At 65.5% G+C, this 20,195-nt stretch carries 10 protein-coding genes; 3 read left to right on the top strand and 7 right to left on the bottom strand.

The genetic code is table 11. The features are described from left to right. The first annotated feature begins 11 nt into the window (after positions 1 to 11). Both NX778_RS03735 and NX778_RS03730 read left to right on the top strand, forming a co-directional pair. Positions 12 to 2,360 carry a glycoside hydrolase family 31 protein gene (locus tag NX778_RS03735; RefSeq protein WP_258810327.1) on the top strand — a complete coding sequence of 783 codons (2,349 nt, stop codon included), beginning with the start codon at positions 12 to 14 and terminating at the stop codon, positions 2,358 to 2,360. Next, the gene (locus NX778_RS03730; RefSeq protein WP_258810326.1) at positions 2,357 to 3,934 is read left to right on the top strand and encodes a family 43 glycosylhydrolase; all 1,578 of its coding nucleotides are present in this window, start codon (positions 2,357 to 2,359) and stop codon (positions 3,932 to 3,934) included. Before NX778_RS03735 ends, NX778_RS03730 begins: the two co-directional genes overlap by 4 nt. 51 nt (positions 3,935 to 3,985) lie before the next feature. Here NX778_RS03730 and NX778_RS03725 read toward each other — a convergent pair whose 3' ends face one another. From NX778_RS03725 to NX778_RS03695, 7 genes are all read right to left on the bottom strand, one after another. Next, the gene (locus tag NX778_RS03725; RefSeq protein ID WP_258810325.1) at positions 3,986 to 6,340 is read right to left on the bottom strand and encodes a dockerin; all 2,355 of its coding nucleotides are present in this window, start codon (positions 6,338 to 6,340) and stop codon (positions 3,986 to 3,988) included. Positions 6,341 to 6,384: 44 nt separating this feature from the next. After that, positions 6,385 to 7,887 carry a tryptophan halogenase family protein gene (locus NX778_RS03720; protein ID WP_258810324.1) on the bottom strand — a complete coding sequence of 501 codons (1,503 nt, stop codon included), beginning with the start codon at positions 7,885 to 7,887 and terminating at the stop codon, positions 6,385 to 6,387. Positions 7,888 to 7,915: 28 nt separating this feature from the next. Beyond that, on the bottom strand, positions 7,916 to 9,577 hold the full coding sequence (locus tag NX778_RS03715) for a GH35 family beta-galactosidase (RefSeq protein WP_258810323.1): 1,662 nt from the start codon (positions 9,575 to 9,577) through the stop codon (positions 7,916 to 7,918). Positions 9,578 to 9,655: 78 nt separating this feature from the next. Then, positions 9,656 to 12,733: a TonB-dependent receptor gene (locus NX778_RS03710; RefSeq protein ID WP_258810322.1), complete on the bottom strand. Its 3,078-nt coding sequence runs from the start codon at positions 12,731 to 12,733 to the stop codon at positions 9,656 to 9,658. A 173-nt stretch (positions 12,734 to 12,906) separates the two neighbouring features. Beyond that, entirely contained in the window at positions 12,907 to 14,388 is a 1,482-nt protein-coding gene (locus NX778_RS03705) for a tryptophan halogenase family protein (RefSeq protein ID WP_258810321.1), read from the bottom strand. Positions 14,389 to 14,393: 5 nt separating this feature from the next. Continuing rightward, on the bottom strand, positions 14,394 to 16,634 hold the full coding sequence (locus tag NX778_RS03700) for a glycoside hydrolase family 3 C-terminal domain-containing protein (protein WP_258810320.1): 2,241 nt from the start codon (positions 16,632 to 16,634) through the stop codon (positions 14,394 to 14,396). A 77-nt stretch (positions 16,635 to 16,711) separates the two neighbouring features. Then, positions 16,712 to 17,839: an acyltransferase family protein gene (locus NX778_RS03695; RefSeq protein ID WP_258810319.1), complete on the bottom strand. Its 1,128-nt coding sequence runs from the start codon at positions 17,837 to 17,839 to the stop codon at positions 16,712 to 16,714. A 243-nt stretch (positions 17,840 to 18,082) separates the two neighbouring features. Here NX778_RS03695 and NX778_RS03690 point away from each other — a divergent pair, with 243 nt between their 5' ends. Then, on the top strand, positions 18,083 to 20,188 hold the full coding sequence (locus NX778_RS03690) for a beta-galactosidase (protein WP_258810318.1): 2,106 nt from the start codon (positions 18,083 to 18,085) through the stop codon (positions 20,186 to 20,188). Positions 20,189 to 20,195: the final 7 nt, after the last annotated feature.

Below are 20,195 nucleotides of genomic sequence, written 5' to 3'. Positions count from 1 at the left end.
CTGGAGAAGACATGGTATTTCGCCCCCGGCGCTGGCTACTGGCCGCATCGATTTCCGCAATTGCAAGCAGCGCTTTCGGCGCCGCTGCCGGCGCCCCGCTCGCCACCCTCGACCGCGACGGCGCCTGGGTAAGCGTCGAAGCCTACGGTCCCAACGTGGTCCACGTGACGATCGCCGCCGACAAGGCCGAGGCGCTGAAAGGCCCCGGCTACGGCATCCTTGCCGCCAACGCCGACCATGCCGCCTTCCGCCACAGCAGCGGCAAGGATGGCGACACCTTCAGCTCTGCGGCACTGAGCCTGCACGTCAATCCGGCCCCGCCGCCGCACGTGCCGAGCGCAATGGAAAAATACTTCGCGCCGTCGCTGGCCCCGGTAGGGCTGCAGGTCAGGAACGCGGACGGACAGACCATCCTGAACATGACCGGCTGGGATATGGCGCCCACCACCGTCAGCGGCGAGAAGACCTACCAGGTCGGCGCCTCTTTCGCCGCCCCGGCCGACGAGCACTACTACGGCATGGGACAGAACCAGGAATCGACCGGTCCGCTCGACCTGCGCGGCCGCGTGATCGACTGCCAGCACTGGTACGAAGCGCCGGGCGGCGAATCGGTGTGCGTACCCTTCCTGGTGTCGTCCAAAGGCTATGGCATTATCTGGGACAACCCCTCGCCGACCCGACTGCAGGCCGCCATCAACGGCCGCACCAGCCTGCAGTCCAAGGTGGGCGAGCGCCTGAGCTTCTTCATCGTCACCGGCAAGACGCCCGAGGAAATCTACTCCGGCTACGCGCGCGTGACCGGCAAGACCCCGATCCCGCCCAAGGCCGCGTTCGGCCTGATCCAGTCCAAGGCGCGCTACGAGAGCCAGCAGGAAGTGCTGCGCGTGGCCAAAACCTACCGTGAAAAGCGCTACCCGCTGGACATCATGGTGGTGGACTGGTTCTACTGGACCCGCATGGGCCAGCTCGACATCGACCCGGCGCAATTCCCCGATCCGGACGGCATGAACAAGCAGCTGCACGCGATGGGCATGCAGTCGATTATCTCGATCTGGCCGCGCTTTGAAACCTCCGGCCGCTACTTCAACGAGCTCGATACCAAGGGCTATCTGCTCAAGGACAAGGATGGCAAGACCGTGGATGGCCTGCCCTTCCGTGCCGACCGCGCCGGCGCCCTGATCGACGCCACCAATCCGGCCGCCCGCAAGTGGTTCTGGGAACACGCGCGCGACAATATCCTGTCGCACGGCTTCGATTATCCATGGCTGGACGAGACCGAACCGGACCTGGTCCCGGACGGCTACTTCTATTCGATCGGCTCCGGCGACCGCTACCACAACGTCTTCCCCCTGCTGCACGTGGAAGGCGTGGCCGACGGCATGCGCGCCTGGAAGCCCAACAAGCGCCGCCTGATCCTGTCGCGCGCGGCCTACCTGGGCTCGCAGCGCAGCGGCGCGCTGTTCTGGTCGTCCGACATCAACCCCAGCTGGGAAGCGCTGGCGCGCCAGATCCCGACCGGCTTGAACATGACCGCCTCCGGCATCGCCTACTGGGGCAACGACATCGGCGGCTGGCAGTGGTTGCCGCAATCCACCCAGGCCACCCATGCGCCGCTGCTCGATCCGTCCGGGGCGCGCGACACGGTGGGCCAGAACAATGACTATCCCGAGCTGTTCACGCGCTGGTTCCAGTACGGGACCTTCCTGCCCACCCTGCGCGTGCACGGCGACCGCAAACACACCGAGATCTGGGAATTCGGCGCGCCCGCCGAAGCGATCCTGGCGCGCTATGACCGCCTGCGCTACCAGCTGATCCCCTACATCTACAGCCTGGCCAAGCAGACCTGGGACAACGGCGCGCCTTTCATGCGCCCGCTGTGGATGGACTTCCCGCTCGATCCGAACGTGGCCGATATCGGCACGCAGTACATGTTCGGCCCGGCATTCCTGGTGGCGCCGGTGACCGCGCAGGGCCAGACCGAAAAGGATGTCTACCTGCCGGCCGGCAGCGAGTGGTATGACTTCTGGACCAACGAAAAGCATGCCGGCGGCCGCTGGATCAAGGTGGCGGCGCCGATCGACCGCATTCCGGTGTTCGTCAAGGCCGGTTCCATCGTGCCGCTTGGCGCCGAGATCCAGTCCACCGCCAGCAAGCAGGCGATTGCCGAGATCCGCGTGTATCCCGGCCAGGACGGCGAGTTCGCGCTGTATGACGACGACGGCGTGTCCTACGACTACGAACAGGGCAAGGGCGCCCTCACCCGACTGCAGTGGAACGACGCCACCCGCAGCCTGAGCGTGAACGGCGCCGACAAGGAGCTGGCGCGCAGCGCGCAGCAGCTGCTCAAGGTCGCCAAATGAAGCGACGCGAGTTGTTCAAGGCGGCGCTGGCCGGCGCCACCGGCGCCCAGCTGGCGCCGTCGGGCGTGGCCCTGGCCGCCACGCCGGCGCCGCGCCGGGCGCGCGGCATCGAAGGCCAGCGCAAGGCCGACCTGGGTGACGGCACCTACCTCAACCCCATCGTCGCCGGCGACCATGCCGACCCGGCCGTGCTGAAGGACGGCGACGATTACTACATGACCTTCTCGTCCTTCATGTCCTATCCGGGCGTGGTGATCTGGCATTCGCGCGACCTGGTCAACTGGACGCCCATTACCGCCGCGCTGCGCAAGCCGATCGGCTCGGTGTGGTCGATGGACATCGTCAAGCACAAGGGCCGCTATTTCATCTACATTCCGGCCGGTGGTTCGATCTACGTGATCCACGCCGAAAGGATGCAGGGACCGTGGAGCGATCCGGTCGACCTCAAGCTGGACGCCTGCATCGATCCCGGCCATGCGGTAGGCGAAGATGGCAAGCGCTACCTGTTCGTCAACGGCGTGCGCCGCGTGGCGCTGACCGATGACGGTCTGGCCACGGCGGGTGCACTGGAGAGCGTCTACCAGCCCTGGCGCTACCCGGACAATTGGGTGGTGGAGATGTTCGCCCCCGAAGGTCCGAAAATCTTCCGCCGCGGACCCTGGTTCTACATGGTGCTGGCGGTGGGCGGCACTTCCGGCCCGCCCACCAGCCACATGGTGATTGCGGCGCGCTCGCGCTCCATCCACGGCCCCTGGGAGAACTGTCCGCATAATCCGATCGTGCATACCGCCAGCGCCGACGAGCCATGGTGGTCGCGCGGCCACGCCACCGCGGTCGAGGGACCGGCGGGCAACTGGTGGCTGATCTATCACGGCTACGAAAACGGCTTCCGCACCCTGGGGCGCCAAACCCTGTTGGAACCGATTGAATGGACCAGCGACGCCTGGTTCCGGGCCAAAGGCGGCACGCTGGCGAAGCCGCTGCCCAAGCCCAAAGGCGGCACGGCCGGTCCGGCCGGCCACGCGCTGTCGGATGACTTCTCCAGCAATAAATTCGGTGTGCAGTGGAGCTTTTTCGACCCCGCCCCGGACGAGATGCAGCGCGTGCGCTACGAGGACAACAGCCTGGTGATTCGCGCCAAGGGCAGCACACTGGCCGACTCCTCGCCGCTGACCTGCATCGCCGGCGACCGCGATTACGAGGCTAGCGTGGAGCTGGAGATGTCGGACGGCGCGCAAGGCGGCCTGACGCTGTTCTACAACCAGCGCGGCTACTGCGGCGTGGGATTCAGCACGACGCACATGTTCACCTACCAGTACGGCGAGGAACAGCGCTGGATGCGCCAGGAGCTCAAGGGCGGCCGGGTGCACCTCAAGGTCACGAACCGTTCGCAGGTGGTCACCTTCCACTACTCGCTGGATGGCCGGCACTGGATCCAGCACCCGTGGCAGGTGGAAGTGTCCGGCTTCCAGCACAACACCTTCGGCGGCTTCCTCAGCCTGACACCGGGGATCTTCAGCGCCGGCCAGGGGGAAGTACGCGCCCGCAACTTCCGCTACCGCGCGCTGCTGTAACTCTCAACGACGAACCGCGCGGCGCCTTGCCGGGCGGCGCGCGGTGCTCAATCAGTTTGTGTACAGCAGGCCGCGGCCGGTACCGCTCAGGTAGATGCGTCCGTAGGTGTTCCAGTCGGCCGCCATGACGCCGATGCCGCCGAACTGGTGCGCATCATCGTTGTAGCGCGCCCAGCTTGCGCCACCATCGTCGGAGTGGTACACGCCCCACACGCCGTTCATCGCCCCGACCACGTAGACGGCGGCCTGGTACGAGGAGCCGCCCAGCGCCTTGCCCAGGGCGATCACGCTGGCACCCTGCAATTGGCCGGTCGAACCGCTGGCCGCGACCGTCGCGAAGTTGCCGACCTTGGCCCAATTGGCGCCGGAATCGGTCGAGTGGTAGACGGCGTTGCCGTCGGCCAGCCAGATGTCGCCCTCCACCTTGGGGTTGATCGCCATCGAGGTGGTCCAATAGGCGTTGGGCGCCAGCTTGGCCGACACCGAACCCTGGCTCAGCGTGAAGTTGTGGCCGCCATCGGTCGAGACATAGACCTTGCCCGCCGTGTTATTCCACGGTACCCCGGCCGAATCGTAGGCATACACCTTGGCCGGATTCTTGCGGTCGACCACCAGGCGATAGCCGCGATCCCAGCCGACCGCGGGCAGCGCAGGCAGGTTGGTCGGCGTCCAGCTCGCGCCATTGTCGGTGGAATAGGACGGCACCGAGTTGGCGGGCGCCCAGATCACCTGGCCACGCGCGGTGGCGACAATGCTCGACGCGGCGGCCTGGTTGGCGGCAGCACCGTTGGGCAGGACCGCGAAGTTCGACCACGTGTTGCCGCTGTCGCCCGACCAGAAGCCGAAGGCGGTCGAGGACGAGTTCAGCACGCCGCTGCCGACGATGTAGCTCGGATCGGACCAGGCCATGTCGGCGGCATTGCCATTGCTCCAGGCGCTGGTGGGGCCCCGGGTCGGATGCGCCGTGACGTCGGTCTGGACCCAGGTGCCGATGTCGCCCGCGCTGTTGACCAGGGTGTAGGCCGCGCCGGCCGGTGGCGTAACGAGGGCCTGGGTGGCGGTTTCCTCAAGATTGTTGACCGGCGCATCCCAGCTCGGCGTGGCCGACGACGCGTTCCAGGTTTCCCAGACACCGCCGCCGGTGATGTGCATGATGTGGTCGCGGTTGGCCGGATCGATTTCGATGTCGTCCACCCAGCCCCAGTAGCCTGCGCCCCCGTGCTGCATGCCGCCGGCGATTTCGCGCCAGCTGCCGCCGCCGTTGTCGGACAGCTGCACCACCGGACTGGTGCTGGTCCATGTACCGGTGACGGCCAGCGCGATGCGGGCCATCGCGCCGCTGCCGTACACGGACACGCCGCCGTAGCCCCCCGTGGTGGTGGCGGCGAGCTGGGTCCACGACTCGCCGAAGCTCGTGCCGCCGAACTTGTAGAGATAGCCGGGCCCGCCGGCGCCCTGTCCTGCGGTCTTGTTGAACACCACGTAGAAATAGCCATCGCTGGTACGCACCATATGCGGAACGTAGTAGCCGGACACGCTGGACGGGACCGGCACCGGCGTCCACGAGGAGCCGCCGTCCTGGGACTTGTACAGGGTCGAGCCCAGGCCCGCCGCCTGGGCGTAGTCCGGTGCGACGGCGGCATATATGTTCCGGGTGGCCGCGCCGCCGCCCACATTCGAGTTGTCGAACATGATCTGCTCGACGCCCTTCACACTGCCGATCACCTTGATCTGGGCGCCCGTGAGCACGGTGCTCGACAGCGCCGCCTGGGTCCAGGTCTGGCCCGAGTTCGTGCTCTTCCACAGCCCGGCCGTGCGCGAGGCGTAGAACATGGTCGACGGGTTGGTGGGGTCGAGCTGCAGGCGTTCGCCAATCGCCCGTGCGTCTTCATTGCCGCCCACCGGGAACGGCAGGTCGTAGTGCGTCCAGCTGGCGCCGCGGTTGCTTGAGGCGTAGATGCGCCCGTTTTGCGGATTGCCGCCGCCGTCGACCGTGTACATGCCAGTGACCAGGTAGACCAGCTGGTCGTTGGACGGATCGAGGGCGATGCTTTCCACGCCGTGGAACTCGCTCTCGCCGCCGCCAAACCCCGGGCCGTCGGTGATGGGCGTCCACGAGCCGTTCGAATTATTCCAGCGGTAGGCGCCGCCGATGTCGGTGCGCGCGTACATGACGTTCGCGCTGGTCGGATGGTAAATGAGGCCGGTGACATAACCGCCGCCGCCCCACTTTACGCTGGTCCAGCTGCCGGCCGGAGTGCTCGACGTAGTGGCCGCCGGGCCGCTGCTGGCTGGCTGCAAGCTCGGACTGCTGGCCGCGGCGGTGTCGGGCGTGCTGCCGCCGCTACAGGCAGCCAGTACGCCCGCCAACAAGGCCGGCAAGACGAAGTCGTGCTTCCGATTCATTCGGTTGTCCTTCAAAAAAAACACGGATTGAGCGGGGCGCCGCATCAAGCGGCAGCTTGCTTCTGCAGGAATTGCGCGTGGTCCGGCATGCCGTCCACCGCGCGTTCGATCGCCTTGCGCAGGTTCCAGAAGTGCGCCTGCAAATGGCGCAGGTCCAGCAGCTCGACCATGGGATCGTAGCGCTTGGGCTGCAGGCCCAGGCCCTGCATGATCGACAGATGGGACGCCTCGCGGAAGCCCTGCAGGTCGTAGATCATCACATGGCCCGTTTCGCGGAACAGTTCGATCTGGTGGCGCAGGGTGTCGGGAATCGGCATATTCGCGCAGTAGCGCCAGAACTCGCTGTCGGAGCGGTCGTTGATCTTGTAGTGCAGGATGATGAAGTCGCGCACATATTCGTAGCGCTGCGACACCAGGCGGTTGAATTCGTCGGCCAGTTCGGGGCGGAAGCCGCGGTCCGGGAAGTACTGCACCAGCCAGCCCACCGCGTTTTCGATGACGTTGATGCTGGTCGACTCGAGTGGCTCCAGGAAGCCGCTCGACAGTCCAATCGCGACGCAATTCTTGATCCATGACTTGCGCCGGCGACCGGCGGTAAAGCGCAGTTGGCGCGGTTCGCCCAGCGCTTCGCCATCCAGGTTCTCGAGCAGCAGGCGCCCCGCTTCGGCGTCGGTAGTGAAGCCGTCGCAGTACACATGGCCGTTGCCGGTGCGGTGCTGCAGCGGGATGCGCCAGGTCCAGCCGGCCGGGCGCGCGGTCGACACGGTGTACGGCGTGATGCCCTCCTTGCGCGCGCATGGCACCGCCTGCGCGCTGTTACAGGGCAGCATGGCGCTCCAGTCCTCGTAGCCGGCCTTGTACACGCCTTCGATCAGCAGGCCGCGGAAACCGGAGCAATCGATGAACAGCTCGCCCTCGACGCGCTGGCCGTCGCGCAGCTTGACGGCGGTGACGAAGCCCGTTTCGGGATGCTGCTCCACCTCGTTGATCATGCCCTCCACGCGACGTACGCCGCGCTGCACGGCGTATTCGCGCAGGTAGGCCGCGTACAGTCCGGCGTCGAACTGGTAGCCGTAGGCATAGGCTGGCCCCATCCCCGGCACCAGCTCGAGAGGCGGCAGGAAGCGCTGCTTGCGCGCCATCATGGCCGTGATCGACCACTCTTCCAGCGGCGGCATGTCCTTGAATTCACGCGCAAGCCGCTGCCATGACAGGTGCGGCTGGCGCCCGTGGACCAGCGGACCGAAGTCGCTGAAACCGTGGAAGAAGCGGTTGCCGATCCGGCCCCAGTCCTTGAACTCGATGCCCAGCTTGAAGGTCGCCTGCGTCCTGCGCATGAACTCCGCCTCGTCGATGCCGAGTGTGCGGTTAAAGTACGGCAGTGTCGGCAAGGTGGACTCGCCGACGCCCACGGTGCCGATTTCCGGCGATTCCACCAGCGTGATCTGGCAGGCCGCGCCCAGCAGCCTTGCCAGCCCGGCCGCGCTCATCCAGCCGGCGGTGCCGCCGCCGACGATGACGATTTTTCGGATGGCCTGATCGCTCATTCCTGCGTCTCCTTTTTGCATGCCCGGATCAGTACGTGCCCAAGCGGACCTTCAGCACCACAGGCCGTGCGGGCAAGTTAAGGCCGTAGTCGGTCTGGTCACCATTCCAGTTGCGCTCCATGACCCATTTGCCGCTGGCGTCGAAATGCCCTTCCTCGACCCGCGCGAACATGGAAGGCTTGCCGGCGTTGGCGCCATCGCCTTCGAAGCGCAGCCGCGCGCGCTGGCCGACCACGATGAATTCGTTTTCGCCGGTCTGCGCCAGCGCCACGCCGCCGTTGGGCTGTTCGGTGCCGGGCGCGAACTCCTTGCGCTGCGCCAGCCAGCCCTCGTCGCCGAACTGGCCCAGGCGGAAGGCCACTGTCATCTTCCAGTTCTTCAGCCCGACCTGCTGCGGGGTGCGATCGTCGCCTTCGGCCACGCCGTGGGTGCGGCCCTCGAAGGCCCATTTTGCCCACAGGCGCTCCATCGGACGGAAGGCCTCATAGACCTGGCCGAAGGGTTCGGCCATGCGTTTGTCGGTCAGCTGCGAGCCAAGCGGGTAATTGCTGTAGTCGGCGTAGTCGATGCCGAACGGCGCCGCGCCCAGCGCACCGCGCCCCAGAATCTGGTACACATAACGCGCGTAGCCGGCCGCATTGCCCATCTCCGGCACGAACAGCGCATTGTCCGGGCGCTGGAAGCGTTCCAGGTTGGCCGTGATGCGCTGCGACTCCGGCGCGTACAAATCCGGGCCGGCGATATCGATATGCGGCGCGGCCGCCTTGTAGATGCCGATCACGTCATAGGTCGGGCCGCCGCTGGCGAAATTGTTCTTCCACGGCGCCAGCGGCTCGAGCGGATCGCGCAGCGCATTGTTGACGTACATGGGCAGGTTGTAGACCGCCCTTCCCGCCTTGGCAATCTCTTCGATGTAGCGGGCGATCGCATAAGTATGGAAATACTGGTCGGCATACGGGCCGTAGACTTCGCTCCAGCTGCCGCTGGCCGCGCCGGCCACGCTGGGCTTCTGGCGCGCCAGCACCGCGGCCGGCACCGGCTGGCGGAATTCCGCCTCCGCCTGCTGGCCGAAGTCGCGTGGATTGCCATAGGTGCCGACCTCGTTCTCCACCTGCACCATGATGACGGTGTGCTGCGCCTGGTCGGCCTCTTTCAGGTGGCGCATCAGGGCCGTGAAGGCGCGCTGGTCGGCCTTCAGCGTCTCGGCGCCAAACGGCGACAGGCAGTAGGTCAGCTTGCCGTCCTTGTCGACCATGCGCGGGAAACGCTGGTTGTTGAACTTGACCCATTCGGGTGTGTATTGCGGGCCGGTGTTCTTCCAGGTGCCGAACCACAGCAGCACCAGGCGCACCTTGTGCTGGCGCGCCTGCGCCAGCAAGGTGTCGAGATAGCTGAAGTCGAACTTGCCTTCCGCCGGCTCGATCTGTTCCCACGCCACCGGGATTTCCAGGGTGTTGGCGTGGGCATCCTTGACAGCCGGCCAGACCTGCTTCAGCGCGTCCGGATAATTGCTTGAATTGTGGGCTTGTACGCCCAGCATGGTGTACGGCTGGCCATCGACCAGCAAGGCGTAGCGCCCGTCCTGTTGCACCAGTTGCGGCATGGGCGTGGCGGCCCAGGCAGGAAGAAGTACGGCGGCCAGCGCCGGCAGGCAGCCGGCCGCCAGCAAACGGCGGAAACGGATTTTCACGTGGCAGATTCCCTGAAGGTCAAAAGGAAAGCCTCCTGCGGCCGCGCGGGGCCGCAAGAGGCTGGTGCTGCATCGACTTTAGAAGTTGTAATGCGCCTTCAGGTAGTAGCTGCGGCCGGTGAAGTTGGCAAAGTGCTCCTTCAGGCCGATCTGCTGCTGCATGTACTGCTTGAACATGGCGTTGGTCAGGTTGCCGACGTTGAAGGACACGTCGAAGTGTTCGTTCACCTTGTACTGCAGGCCAAAGTCCACCTGGCCGTAGGCCCCGCCCCAGACCGGCAGCGCGTAGGCCACCGAGCCCGGCTTGCCCATGTTCGGGCTGTTCGGGTTCTGGTCGAGGCCGTCGCTGTTATTGGTGCCGAAGGCATTGATCACCTGCAGGTAGTTGGAGCGCCAGCTGTAGGCCAGGCGCGACGACCACGGCCCCTTGTCGTACAGGAGGGCAAAGTTCACGGCGTTCTTCGACATGCCCAGCATCGGCTCGTTGCCCAGCACGCGGCCGTTGGTGTCACAACCGGACAGGTTCAGCAGGGTATTTGCCTCCAGCGTCCCGGACGGCGTGCACCACAGCGCGGTCGGTGCATGCATATTCTGGTGGCTACGGATATAGGTGTAGTTGCCCTGCACCCCGATGCCCTTCAGCCAGTCAGGCACATTGTCGAAATAATGCTGGAAGCCCAGCTCGGCGCCGTAAGCGCGGCCATCGGCGCCGTTGGCTGGCCCATTGGTCAGGAAATCATGCCCAACGCCGTTGGAGTCGGTCAGCGTGTTGACCACCGTGCGCTGGATGATGATGTCCTTGATCTGCTTGTTGAACAGGGACAGCGTCAACGAACTGCCCTGGCTGGAATACCACTCCGCCGTCAGGTCGACGTTGTTCGACAGGACCGGCTTGAGCATCGGGTTGCCGTTGGCGGTGCCCTTGAAGTCGATCGAATCGAGCACGCTCTGCTTGGTCACCGGGTCGACGTGCGAGTTCGGCTGCATCGTCAGCGTGGTGTACTGCTGCATCTGGTAGAAGTCCGGCCGCGACATGCCTTTCGAGACGGCGAAGCGGAACTGCAGCTCCTTGCTGGCCTTCATGCGCATGTTCAGGCTCGGCAGGACATTGGTGTAGTTGTGCTCGATCGTTTGCATGCCGTTCACGGCCGCGATCGTCGGCACGCCCGGCGGCTGGGTGCCGGTCGGCGGGCTGAACATCAACATGCCGGAAGCCTTCTCTTCGGTGCGCACCACCCGCACGCCGATATTGCCGTCGATCGGGTAACGCAAGTTGTCGAAGCCAAAGCGCAGCTGCGAGAAGACGGCCTTGGTGCGCTCTTTCTGGAGGTTGGTGTCGCTCGGACCGCCAAACACCGATGGCTTCCAGTTGGTGCAATCGCCGTTGGCGGGGGGATTGGCGCAGTAATAGTTGGCGTAGTTGTGCAGCTCCTGGTACGCCGCCGGCACCGAGTTGAAGGAACTGGTCACCGTCGACTGGGTCGGCACGATGATGGTCGGCGCGGCCGGCAGCGTGCCATTGAAGAAGTTGCCGAAGCTGTGCGCGACGTAGTTGGTCTGGCTCAGGCGCGGATCGGTCAGGACCGCGAAGTGGTTGTAGGGCTGCCAGCTGTTGCCGACCGACCAGGACTGGGTGATGTTCTGCCACTCGTTGCCGCCACTGCCGCCGTGGGTACGGTTGGTGACCGAATCGCGATCGGTCATCCGGAAGCCAAAACGCAGATCCTGCAGCACCGGCGAATCGAAGGTGAATTTGGCGTCGAACTTGGCCGCGTTTTGCGTGGCCACCGCGGCATCGCGGTGCTCCTGGGCGAAGCTCCAGTAGTAGTTATTGGGATTGGCCAGCCACGCGCGGTCGCTGGCGTCGAAGGTGTAGGTCGGCACCGAGGTGCGCAGGTCAACCGTCTCCTTGGGCATGAAACCGCCCAGGCCGACCGTGTTGTCATAGGCCTGGGTGGTGGCGCGGGTGTGCTGCAAGTCGGCGCGGAAGGCCCACTGGTCGGTGGCGCGCCATTCGACGTTCCAGGCCAGGTCGGAGGTGTCGGCCTTGCGGCTCGACTGGCGCGCGTCGGTGCCGAAGCCGATGCCGTTGCTCAGGCCGAAACCGCCATCGGTCGGATTGTGCAGGACGCCGGTCAGCAGCGCCCCATGGGCGTCGTAGGTCGCACCCGGATCGACGGTCAGCGTGGACGGCGTGGTGGACATGAAGAAGCCGCTTTCCTCGGTGTACATCTTGTACTTCGATTTGAAGTACGTCATCGCGGAAGACCAGTTCTCGTTCTTCCATTGCAGGGCGCCATACAGGCCGTCACGGGTACGGTTGAAGATGTTCGAGCTCCAGCTCGCGCCGGGGCTGATCCAGCGCGTCTGGCCCGGCGTGATGTCGGTGCGCGGAATATACGGGCTCACGCCCATGCTGTCGCTGGCGGTGGAAATCTCCGAATGCGCCACGTCGATCAGCGCGCCGAACTGGCCCAGCGGGGTGGTCCAGCGGTTGGAGACCAGGCCGGACAGGCCCGGCTTGGTTTTCTCGCTGCGCGTTGCGCGCGATGCCTCCGCCGAAATCGCCGCCTTGAAGCCCTTGTAGTCGAACGGCAGCGCGGTGCGCAGGTTGACCAGGCCGCCGATAGCGCCCTCGATCTGCTCGGCCGACGGATTCTTGTACACGTCCACGCCGGCCATCAGCTCGGGCGGCACGTCTTCGAAGCTCAGCGCGCGGCCGCCGTTGGCGGAGAACGAGTCGCGTCCGTTCAGTTCCGAGCGCACATAGTTCATGCCGCGCACCGACACGCCGGTACCCTCGGCGGCGAAGCGCTGGATGCCGTCGCCCGTGCTTTGCAGCGGGTCGGCGCGGTACTGGGTGCGGTCGATCGACACGCCGGGGATGCGTTGCAGCACTTCGGTCACCGAGCGGTCAGGCAGCTTGCCGATGTCGGCGGCCACGATCGAATCGACGATCTCGTCCGAATTGCGCTTGATGTTCGCCGCCGATTCCAGCGCCGCGCGCTGGCCGGTCACGACCACCGTGGTGGTGTTCTTGGCGTCCTTGTCTTTGTCTGCGTTGGTATCGGCGGTTTGCGCAAAGACTGCGCCACTGGCCAAAAGAATAACTTGCGCTACCCCGGCGGCAATCGCCGTTCTCTTAAAGTCTTTCAATTTTATCTCCGTCGTTGTTCTCAGGCCATCTGGCAGATCTGGCACATTTGTATCGCTTGATACCGCAATGCGACAAGCAAATTTTGCTTCCCGCATCCGTTGCTCGCAATTGTGAAAATCACCAATCCCAAAAATGAAAATCCGTATGTGGAAAACACGTATGGCCCGCCAGCTCAGCGCGCCAGCACTTGGCCCAGGTAATCGGCATGCGCCGGCAGTTGCGCCACCAGGCGCGCAATCGCCTCGCGGCGCTGGGCCAGCGCCTGCTGCGCCTGCTCGCGCGACAGCTCCTGCAGCACCGGATCGGCCCGTCCCGGCCAATGGTCCATGCCGGCGTGGATCGCCAGCCAGCTGGTGGCGTCGAAGCCTTCTTCGTCGTACTCCAGCAACACTCCGCTCTCGCGCCACGCATGCAAGCGGAACGCCAGCGTCTCCGGCAACGCCATGCCGGCCATGTCGCGCCACAGGGCGCTGTCACGGCGCGCCGTCAGGCAGTAGTGCAGGATGATGAAGTCGCGGATGCGGGCGAACTGGCGCACCAGTCCGCCGTTGAAGTCCTCCACCGCCGCCGCATCGACCGGCGCCGCTGCGGCCAGCAGCCGCATCAGCCTGCCCAGCCCGCTCTGGATCAGGAAGATGCTGGTCGATTCCAGCGGCTCCAGGAAGCCCGCCGACAGGCCCAGCGCCACCACGTTGTGCACCCAGAAGCGCTGCCGGTGGCCGGTGGTGAAGCGCAGCAGGCGCGGCTCCGCCAGCGGCCTGCCGTCCAACTGCTGCAACAGCTGGTCGCGGGCGCGCTCCTCGGAGATGTAGCGGCTCGAGAACACATGGCCATGTCCGGTGCGCTGCTGCAGCGGGATGCGCCAGGCCCAGCCGCCTTCCAGAGCCGTGGCGCGCGTGTACGGCGTAATGCCGTCGCCGCTGGGCTCGCAGGGACAGGCCCAGGCCCGGTCCACCGGCAGCCAGTGGCTGAAGTCGACGAACGGTTCCTCCAGCGTGCGTCCCAGCAGCAACGAGCGGAAGCCGGAACAGTCGATGAACAGATCGCCGTGGATCTCGCGGCCATCGGCCAGCAGCACGCTGCGCACGCCGCCATCCTCGCGCCGCTTGACGGCGATGATGCGGCCCTCGGTGCGGTTGGCGCCGCGCCGCACCGCCAGCCGCCGCAGGTAGCTCGCATACAGGCTGGCGTCAAAGTGGTAGGCATACTTGAAGGGCGCGCCCTGGATCGCGTTTGGCGCGCAGAAGCGGCCCTCCTGGGCCATCACCGTCGGCAGGCATTGCGCGCCGAACGCGCCGGCTACGGCATCCCCGAGGCGCCGGTGCTGGCCCCACAGGGAATGCGAGCCGGTCAGGCTGCCGAAATCGCCGAAGGTGTGGAAGTAGCTCTCGCCTTGCTGGCGCCAGTCGCGGAACTCGACGCCGAGCTTGTAGGTGCCCTCGGTGGCGCGCAGGAAGTCGGCTTCGTCGATGCCGACCAGGCGGTTGTACTCGAGAATGGAGGGAAAGGTGGCCTCGCCCACGCCGACGATGCCGATTTCCTCCGACTCGATCACTTCCACCGTGCGGCCGCGCAGGCCCGTCACCAGGGCCAGCGCGGTCATCCAGCCGGCCGTGCCGCCGCCGACGACGACGATGCGGTCAAAGTTGCTCATGATGGCTATTCCTTGAGTGGCTTGCCGTTCACGTCATAAGTGGCGGCGTCCAGGTGCACCACCACGCTGCTGGCCTGCGGGTCCATCGCGCTGGCAGCCAGCACCAGGCGGTAGTCGCCGGCCTCCACCTTCCAGGTCTTGCTGGCCGATTCATACACCGCCAGCAGGCGCGGGTCGATGCTGACGCTGCCCCTGGCGCTGGCGCCGGGCTTGACGTCCAGCTTCTGGAAGCCGGCCAGGCGCTTGGGCGCTTCCCACTTGGCCTGCAGCGGCGCCACGTAGACCTGGGCCACCTGCTTGCCCGCCACACGGCCGGTGTTCTTCACCTTGAACGAAGCCTGCAGCACGCCGTTCTTCACCTCGGCCGCCAGGTCCGACATGGCGAACTCGGTGTAGGACAAGCCATACCCGAACGGGAACAGCGGCTTGAGTTCCTTCAAGTCGAACCACTTGTAGCCGACCGCCGCGCCTTCGTGGTAGTCGACGTCGAAGCGCCGGTTCTCGACTTCCGGATAGCCGTCCAGTACAGGGCGCGGCAATTGCGACTCGGAGGCCGGGAAGGTGGCAGGCAGGTGGCCTGACGGATTGGTTTCACCGGTCAGCACGCCGGCAATCGCTTCTCCGCCGCCGGTGCCGGGGAACCAGGCTTCCAGCACTGCCGCGGCTTGCGGCAGCCAGGGCATGGTCACCGGGCCGCCGGTCTCCAGCACCACCACGGTTTTCGGATTGGCCGCCGTGACCGCCGCGATCAGGGCGTCCTGATTTTTCGGCAGCGACAAATTGGGCACGTCCATGCCCTCGCCGGTCCACTGGGTGGCGAACAGCACCACCACGTCGCTGTCCTTGGCCAGGCGCGCGGCGGCGGCCGGATCGGCGCCGTCATTGAAGCGCATACTGGCCTTGGGCAGGCGGCGCTGCAGGGCTTTCAGCGGCGAGGACGGATACACCATCACCGGGCCAGGCCAGGTCTTGGGCTCCAGTCCCGGCACCGCATTGCCGCCCACCGGATACACCAGCGAGGAACCGCCGCCGGCCAGCACGCCCTTGTCCGCGTAGCCGCCGATCACCGCGATGCGCTGGGCCGAAGCCTTCAGCGGCAGCACGCCGCCGCTGTTCTTCAGCAGCACCATGCCCTCCTGCGCATCCTTGATCGACACCGCGGCGTGGGCCTTGAAGTCGATGGTGGCCGGCGCCGGCGCGGCGACCGGATGGTCGATCACGCCGTGCTCGAACATCGGCACCAGGATGCGGCGCACCATGTCGTCCAGGCGCGCCGGCGGCACCCAGCCGTTTTGCACCGCTTCCTTGAGCGGCGCGGCAAAGTAATTGGACAGGTCGAAGGGGAAGCCGGACTCCTGGTCCAGGCCCGCATTGGCGGCGGCGATGGTGCTGTGGGTCGCGCCCCAGTCGGACATCACCCAGCCCTGGAAGCCCCAGTCGTGCTTGAGCACCTCGTTCAGCAGATAGCTGTTCTCGCAGGCGTACACGCCGTTGACGCGATTGTAGGAGCACATCACCGAGCCGGGATTGCCCTCTTCCTTGGCGATCTGCATGGCCAGCAGGTCCGACATGCGGGCCGAGCGGTCGTCGATCTTCACGTCGAGCGTGGTGCGGCCGCTTTCCTGGTCGTTGAGCGCGTAATGCTTGAGGGTGGAGACGATGCGGTTGGACTGGATGCCCTTTATCTGGGCGCCGACGATCCTGCCGGCCAACAGGGGATCTTCGCCGCCGTACTCGAAGTTGCGGCCGTTGCGCGGATCGCGCATCAGGTTGACGCCGCCCGCCAGCATGACGTTGAAGCCGAAGGCGCGCGCTTCGGCGCCGATCATGGCGCCGCCGGCGTAGGCGGTGTTCGGGTCCCAGGTGGCGGCCGTGTTCAGGCCCGAAGGCAGGGCCGTGGCCTCGCGCGCATTGGGACCGGCCTGGCTGGCCACGCCGATGCCGGCGTCGGCTTCCCACAGGTTGGGAATGCCCAGGCGCGGCACGCCCGGGATGAAGCCGGCGGACTGCGTGCGCGCTTCGGCCGGCGGCGGCGTATTTTTCCACTCGGCGCCCATGTAGCCGAACACCAGCTTGAGCTTCTCGTCCAGGCTCATCTCCTTCAGGACCAGGTCGGCGCGCTCACGCGCGGCCAGTTTCTGGTTCATCCATGGCTGGTCCTTGGTATCGGCCGCGACGGCCATAGCGGTGCCGCAGAACAGGGCGACTGCGGCAGAGATCACACTGATTTTTTTGGAGATTTTCATGGCAATGTATCGAAAAAAAAGGGGCAGCCCAACGCCGCCCCATAAACCTGCCGGTGGAGGCAGAGAGGAGACCACAACTAAGACTGGAGGGCACGCGCGTGCAGGCCCGCCCTTGCCTCATGTTCGAGGCAGACACGCGACAGCCAGGCGCGCAGCGGCCGGTCGTACCAGCGCGACAACATCAAGGCAAACAAGGTCACTCCGCAGTACATCGCGATGGCGACCGCCGCCAGCACGGGCCTGGAGGGATGGGTACTCCAGTTCCAGTGGGCGAACAGATAAATGAAGGGGTAATGCACGATATACACCGGGTAAGACAATTCGCCGGCCAGGCGGCAGATCCGACCGCCGCGCCCTTCCGGCTGCACCTCGCCGGCACCGGCCATCAGCACCAGCGGGAACAGCACGATCACGCAGGCCGCTTCAAACAGCCAGCCGTACTTGCCCATCGCGGGCGACATGAACACCGCCAGCAGCACCAGCGACAGCAGCAGGTAGGCCGACGGCAGCGCAATGCGCAAGCGCGAGCGGTAGACCAGCAGCCCAAGCAGGAAGGGGCAAGCCAGCCGCACCGGCGCGGCCCAGAAATGATCCCAACCCCAGCCCACACCCAGGTTGCCGAAGTACCGCGCGGTCAGCAGCAGCGCCAGCGCGCTGGCGGCGCACAGCACCAGGTGCAGCTTGCGGCCCAGCCGCGGCGCAAACAGGCCATACAGCAGGTTGGCGATATATTCCTGGAACAGCGTCCAGGATGGGCCATCGACGGGATGGGTCTCGCCAAAATAATTGGGCAGCGTGGGCGCCGGCAGCAGCAGCAGGTTGAGGCCAAACGTCAGCAGCAGCATCCCCAGCGACAGCTTCACGCCAACCCGCTGGGCATCGCCGACAAAGGGATCCAGCACATAACCCACGATCCCCGCCAGCATGGCGACGATCACCATCGGATGCAGGCGGATCAGGCGGCGCAGGAAAAAGCCGCCCTTCGACAACTGCGGGCCGCCGGCGGAATGCCCCGCCAGCCGCGCATCGTAAGCATGGCCGAGGACGAAACCGGACAAGGCGAAGAAAAAGTCCACTGCCAGGTAGGCGTGCTGCAAAGGATTCTGTTCCGGCGTAGGCGCCAGCAGTTCCCAGATGTGGAACATGAACACGCTGAAGGCAGCGGTGCCGCGCAGGCCGTCCAGCACGTGGTAGTGCGATTTCATGTCCGACCTTCGCCGCACTGATAGCAGATCTTCATGCCGATGTCTCCTTTATGTTTTTTCGCATTTTGGAATCCGGGCCCACTTGCGGCAATTGCGAAATTTGTTAATGAGGCACATGAAATTACGCAGCTACGGGTGCGTCCCAGGACAAAAAATCATTCAGGGCCTGCGCAAATTTCATAATTGCCCACCACCGTGCGGCATCACAGAATGGCAGGCAATCACAGACTGGAAGGTTCCCGCATGCTCAAACGGACAGTAATCTCTCTTGCCGCCTCGTGGCTGGTGGCCGCCAGCGCCTGGGGCGCTCCGGAATTCCCGACCATCCTGTACGGCGCCGCCTACTATCACGAATACATGCCCTACGAACGGCTGGACAAGGACGTGGCCATGATCAAGGCGGCCGGCTTCAACGTGGTGCGCCTGGGCGAGTCCACCTGGAGCCTGTGGGAGCCGGAGGACGGGCGCTTTGAAACCGCCTGGATGGACCGCGTGGTCGAGGCCATGGGCAAGGCCGGCATCAAGGTCATCATGGGCACGCCGACCTACTCGCTGCCGGCCTGGATGGCGCACCAGCATCCCGAGATCCTGGCACGCCGCGCCGGCGGCGGCATGAACAGCTACGGCATGCGCCAGAACATGGACACCGACGCCCCGGCCTACCGCTTCTACGCCGAGCGCCTGATCCGCCGCATCGTGGCCCATTACAAGGACAATCCGAACGTGATCGGCTGGCAGGTCGATAACGAGACCGCCAGTTACGGCGCCACCAATGACGACAGCTTCATCCGCTTCCAGCACTACCTGGAAAAGAAGTTCGGCACGCCGGAGAACCTCAGCAAGGCCTGGTTCCTCAACTACTGGGGCCAGAACCTGCATACATGGGAAGACCTGCCGCGCCCGGACAGCGCCCAGAGCACCGGCTACAAGCTCGAATGGTCGCGCTGGAGCCAGATGCGTGTGACCGACTTCCTGCACTGGCAGGCACAATTGGTGCGCGAATGCGCCGGGCCGCGCCAGTTCGTCACGCACGACTTCGCGGGCGCCATGCACGGCGACGTCAACGAAAACGCCGTCGCCAAAGCGCTGGATGTCCCCGGCGTGAACATCTACCACTGGTCGCCGCAGGAGTACTACAACGGCGCGGACCAGGCGCTGCAGGCCGATTTCACACGCTCGCTCAAGGGCGGCAACTTCCTGGTGACCGAGACCAATGCGCAGACCACGGACTGGAGCTCGTCCTTCCAGTATCCGCCCTACGACGGCCAGTTCCGCGAGGATGTGTACACCCACATCGCCAACGGCGCCAACATGGTCGAATACTGGCACTGGGCCTCGATCCACGCCAACCAGGAGACCTACTGGAAAGGCGTGCTGTCGCACGACCTGGAACCGAACCGCGCCTACGGCGAAATTAGCCGCACGGGGCACGAGCTGCAGAAGATCGGCCCGCGCCTCGCCAACCTGCGCATCCACAACGAGGTAGCGATCCTGTGGAGCCGCGACTCGCTCAACGCCATCAACGACATGCCCTTCGCCAAGGACTCGCAATGGGGGGCGGGCGGCAGCAAGGCCGATTACAGCTCGCTGGTGCGGCAGATCCACCGCGCGCTGTACGACCAGAACGTCGGCGCCGATTTCGTCTTCCCCGAAAGCCAGGACTTCTCGCCCTACAAGCTGCTGATCGTGCCGTCGCTGTACGTGGCGGACGATGCGCTGCTGAATCGCATTGCCGACTACATCCGCAAGGGCGGCCACGTGGTGATGACCTTCAAGAGCGGCTTCACGAACGAAAACGCGGCGGTGCGCTGGACCATGGCGCCGGGGCCGCTACGCGAGGCGCTCGGCTTCCACTACCAGGAATTCTCGAATCTGGCCCAGCCGCTGGCCTTGAAGGACGATCCCTACCATGTCGGCGAGGACAACAAGGTGCGCTACTGGGCCGAGTTCCTGCAGCTCGACAGCGCCAAAGCCCTGGCCTGGTATGACCATCCCTTCTTCGGCCGCTGGCCCGCCATCACCTCCAACCAGTACGGCGCTGGCAAGGTGGTCTACGAAGGCAGCTATCTGTCGGATAAACTGCAGGCCGGCGTGCTACGCGCGGCGCTGCAGGATGCAGGCCTGGCCGGGCCGGACCAGCAGCTGCCGCCGCGCGTACACGCCAGCAGCGGCAGCAACAGCTTCGGCCGGACGCTGCGCTACTACTTCAACTATTCCGGCGACGCGGTCAGCTTCACTTACCGCCGCCAACCCGGCACCGACCTGCTGAGCGGCCGCCGCCTGCGCTCCGGCGATACGCTGCAACTGGGGCCGTGGAACCTGGCGATCATCGAGGAAGACGGCGCCTGACCCCGAA

Origin of the sequence: Massilia terrae (assembly GCF_024753145.1) — a bacterium.
GTDB lineage: Bacteria > Pseudomonadota > Gammaproteobacteria > Burkholderiales > Burkholderiaceae_D > Telluria > Telluria terrae.
The sequence above is the reverse complement of the archived record's forward strand: the minus strand, read 5'-3'. Positions and strand labels throughout refer to the sequence as shown.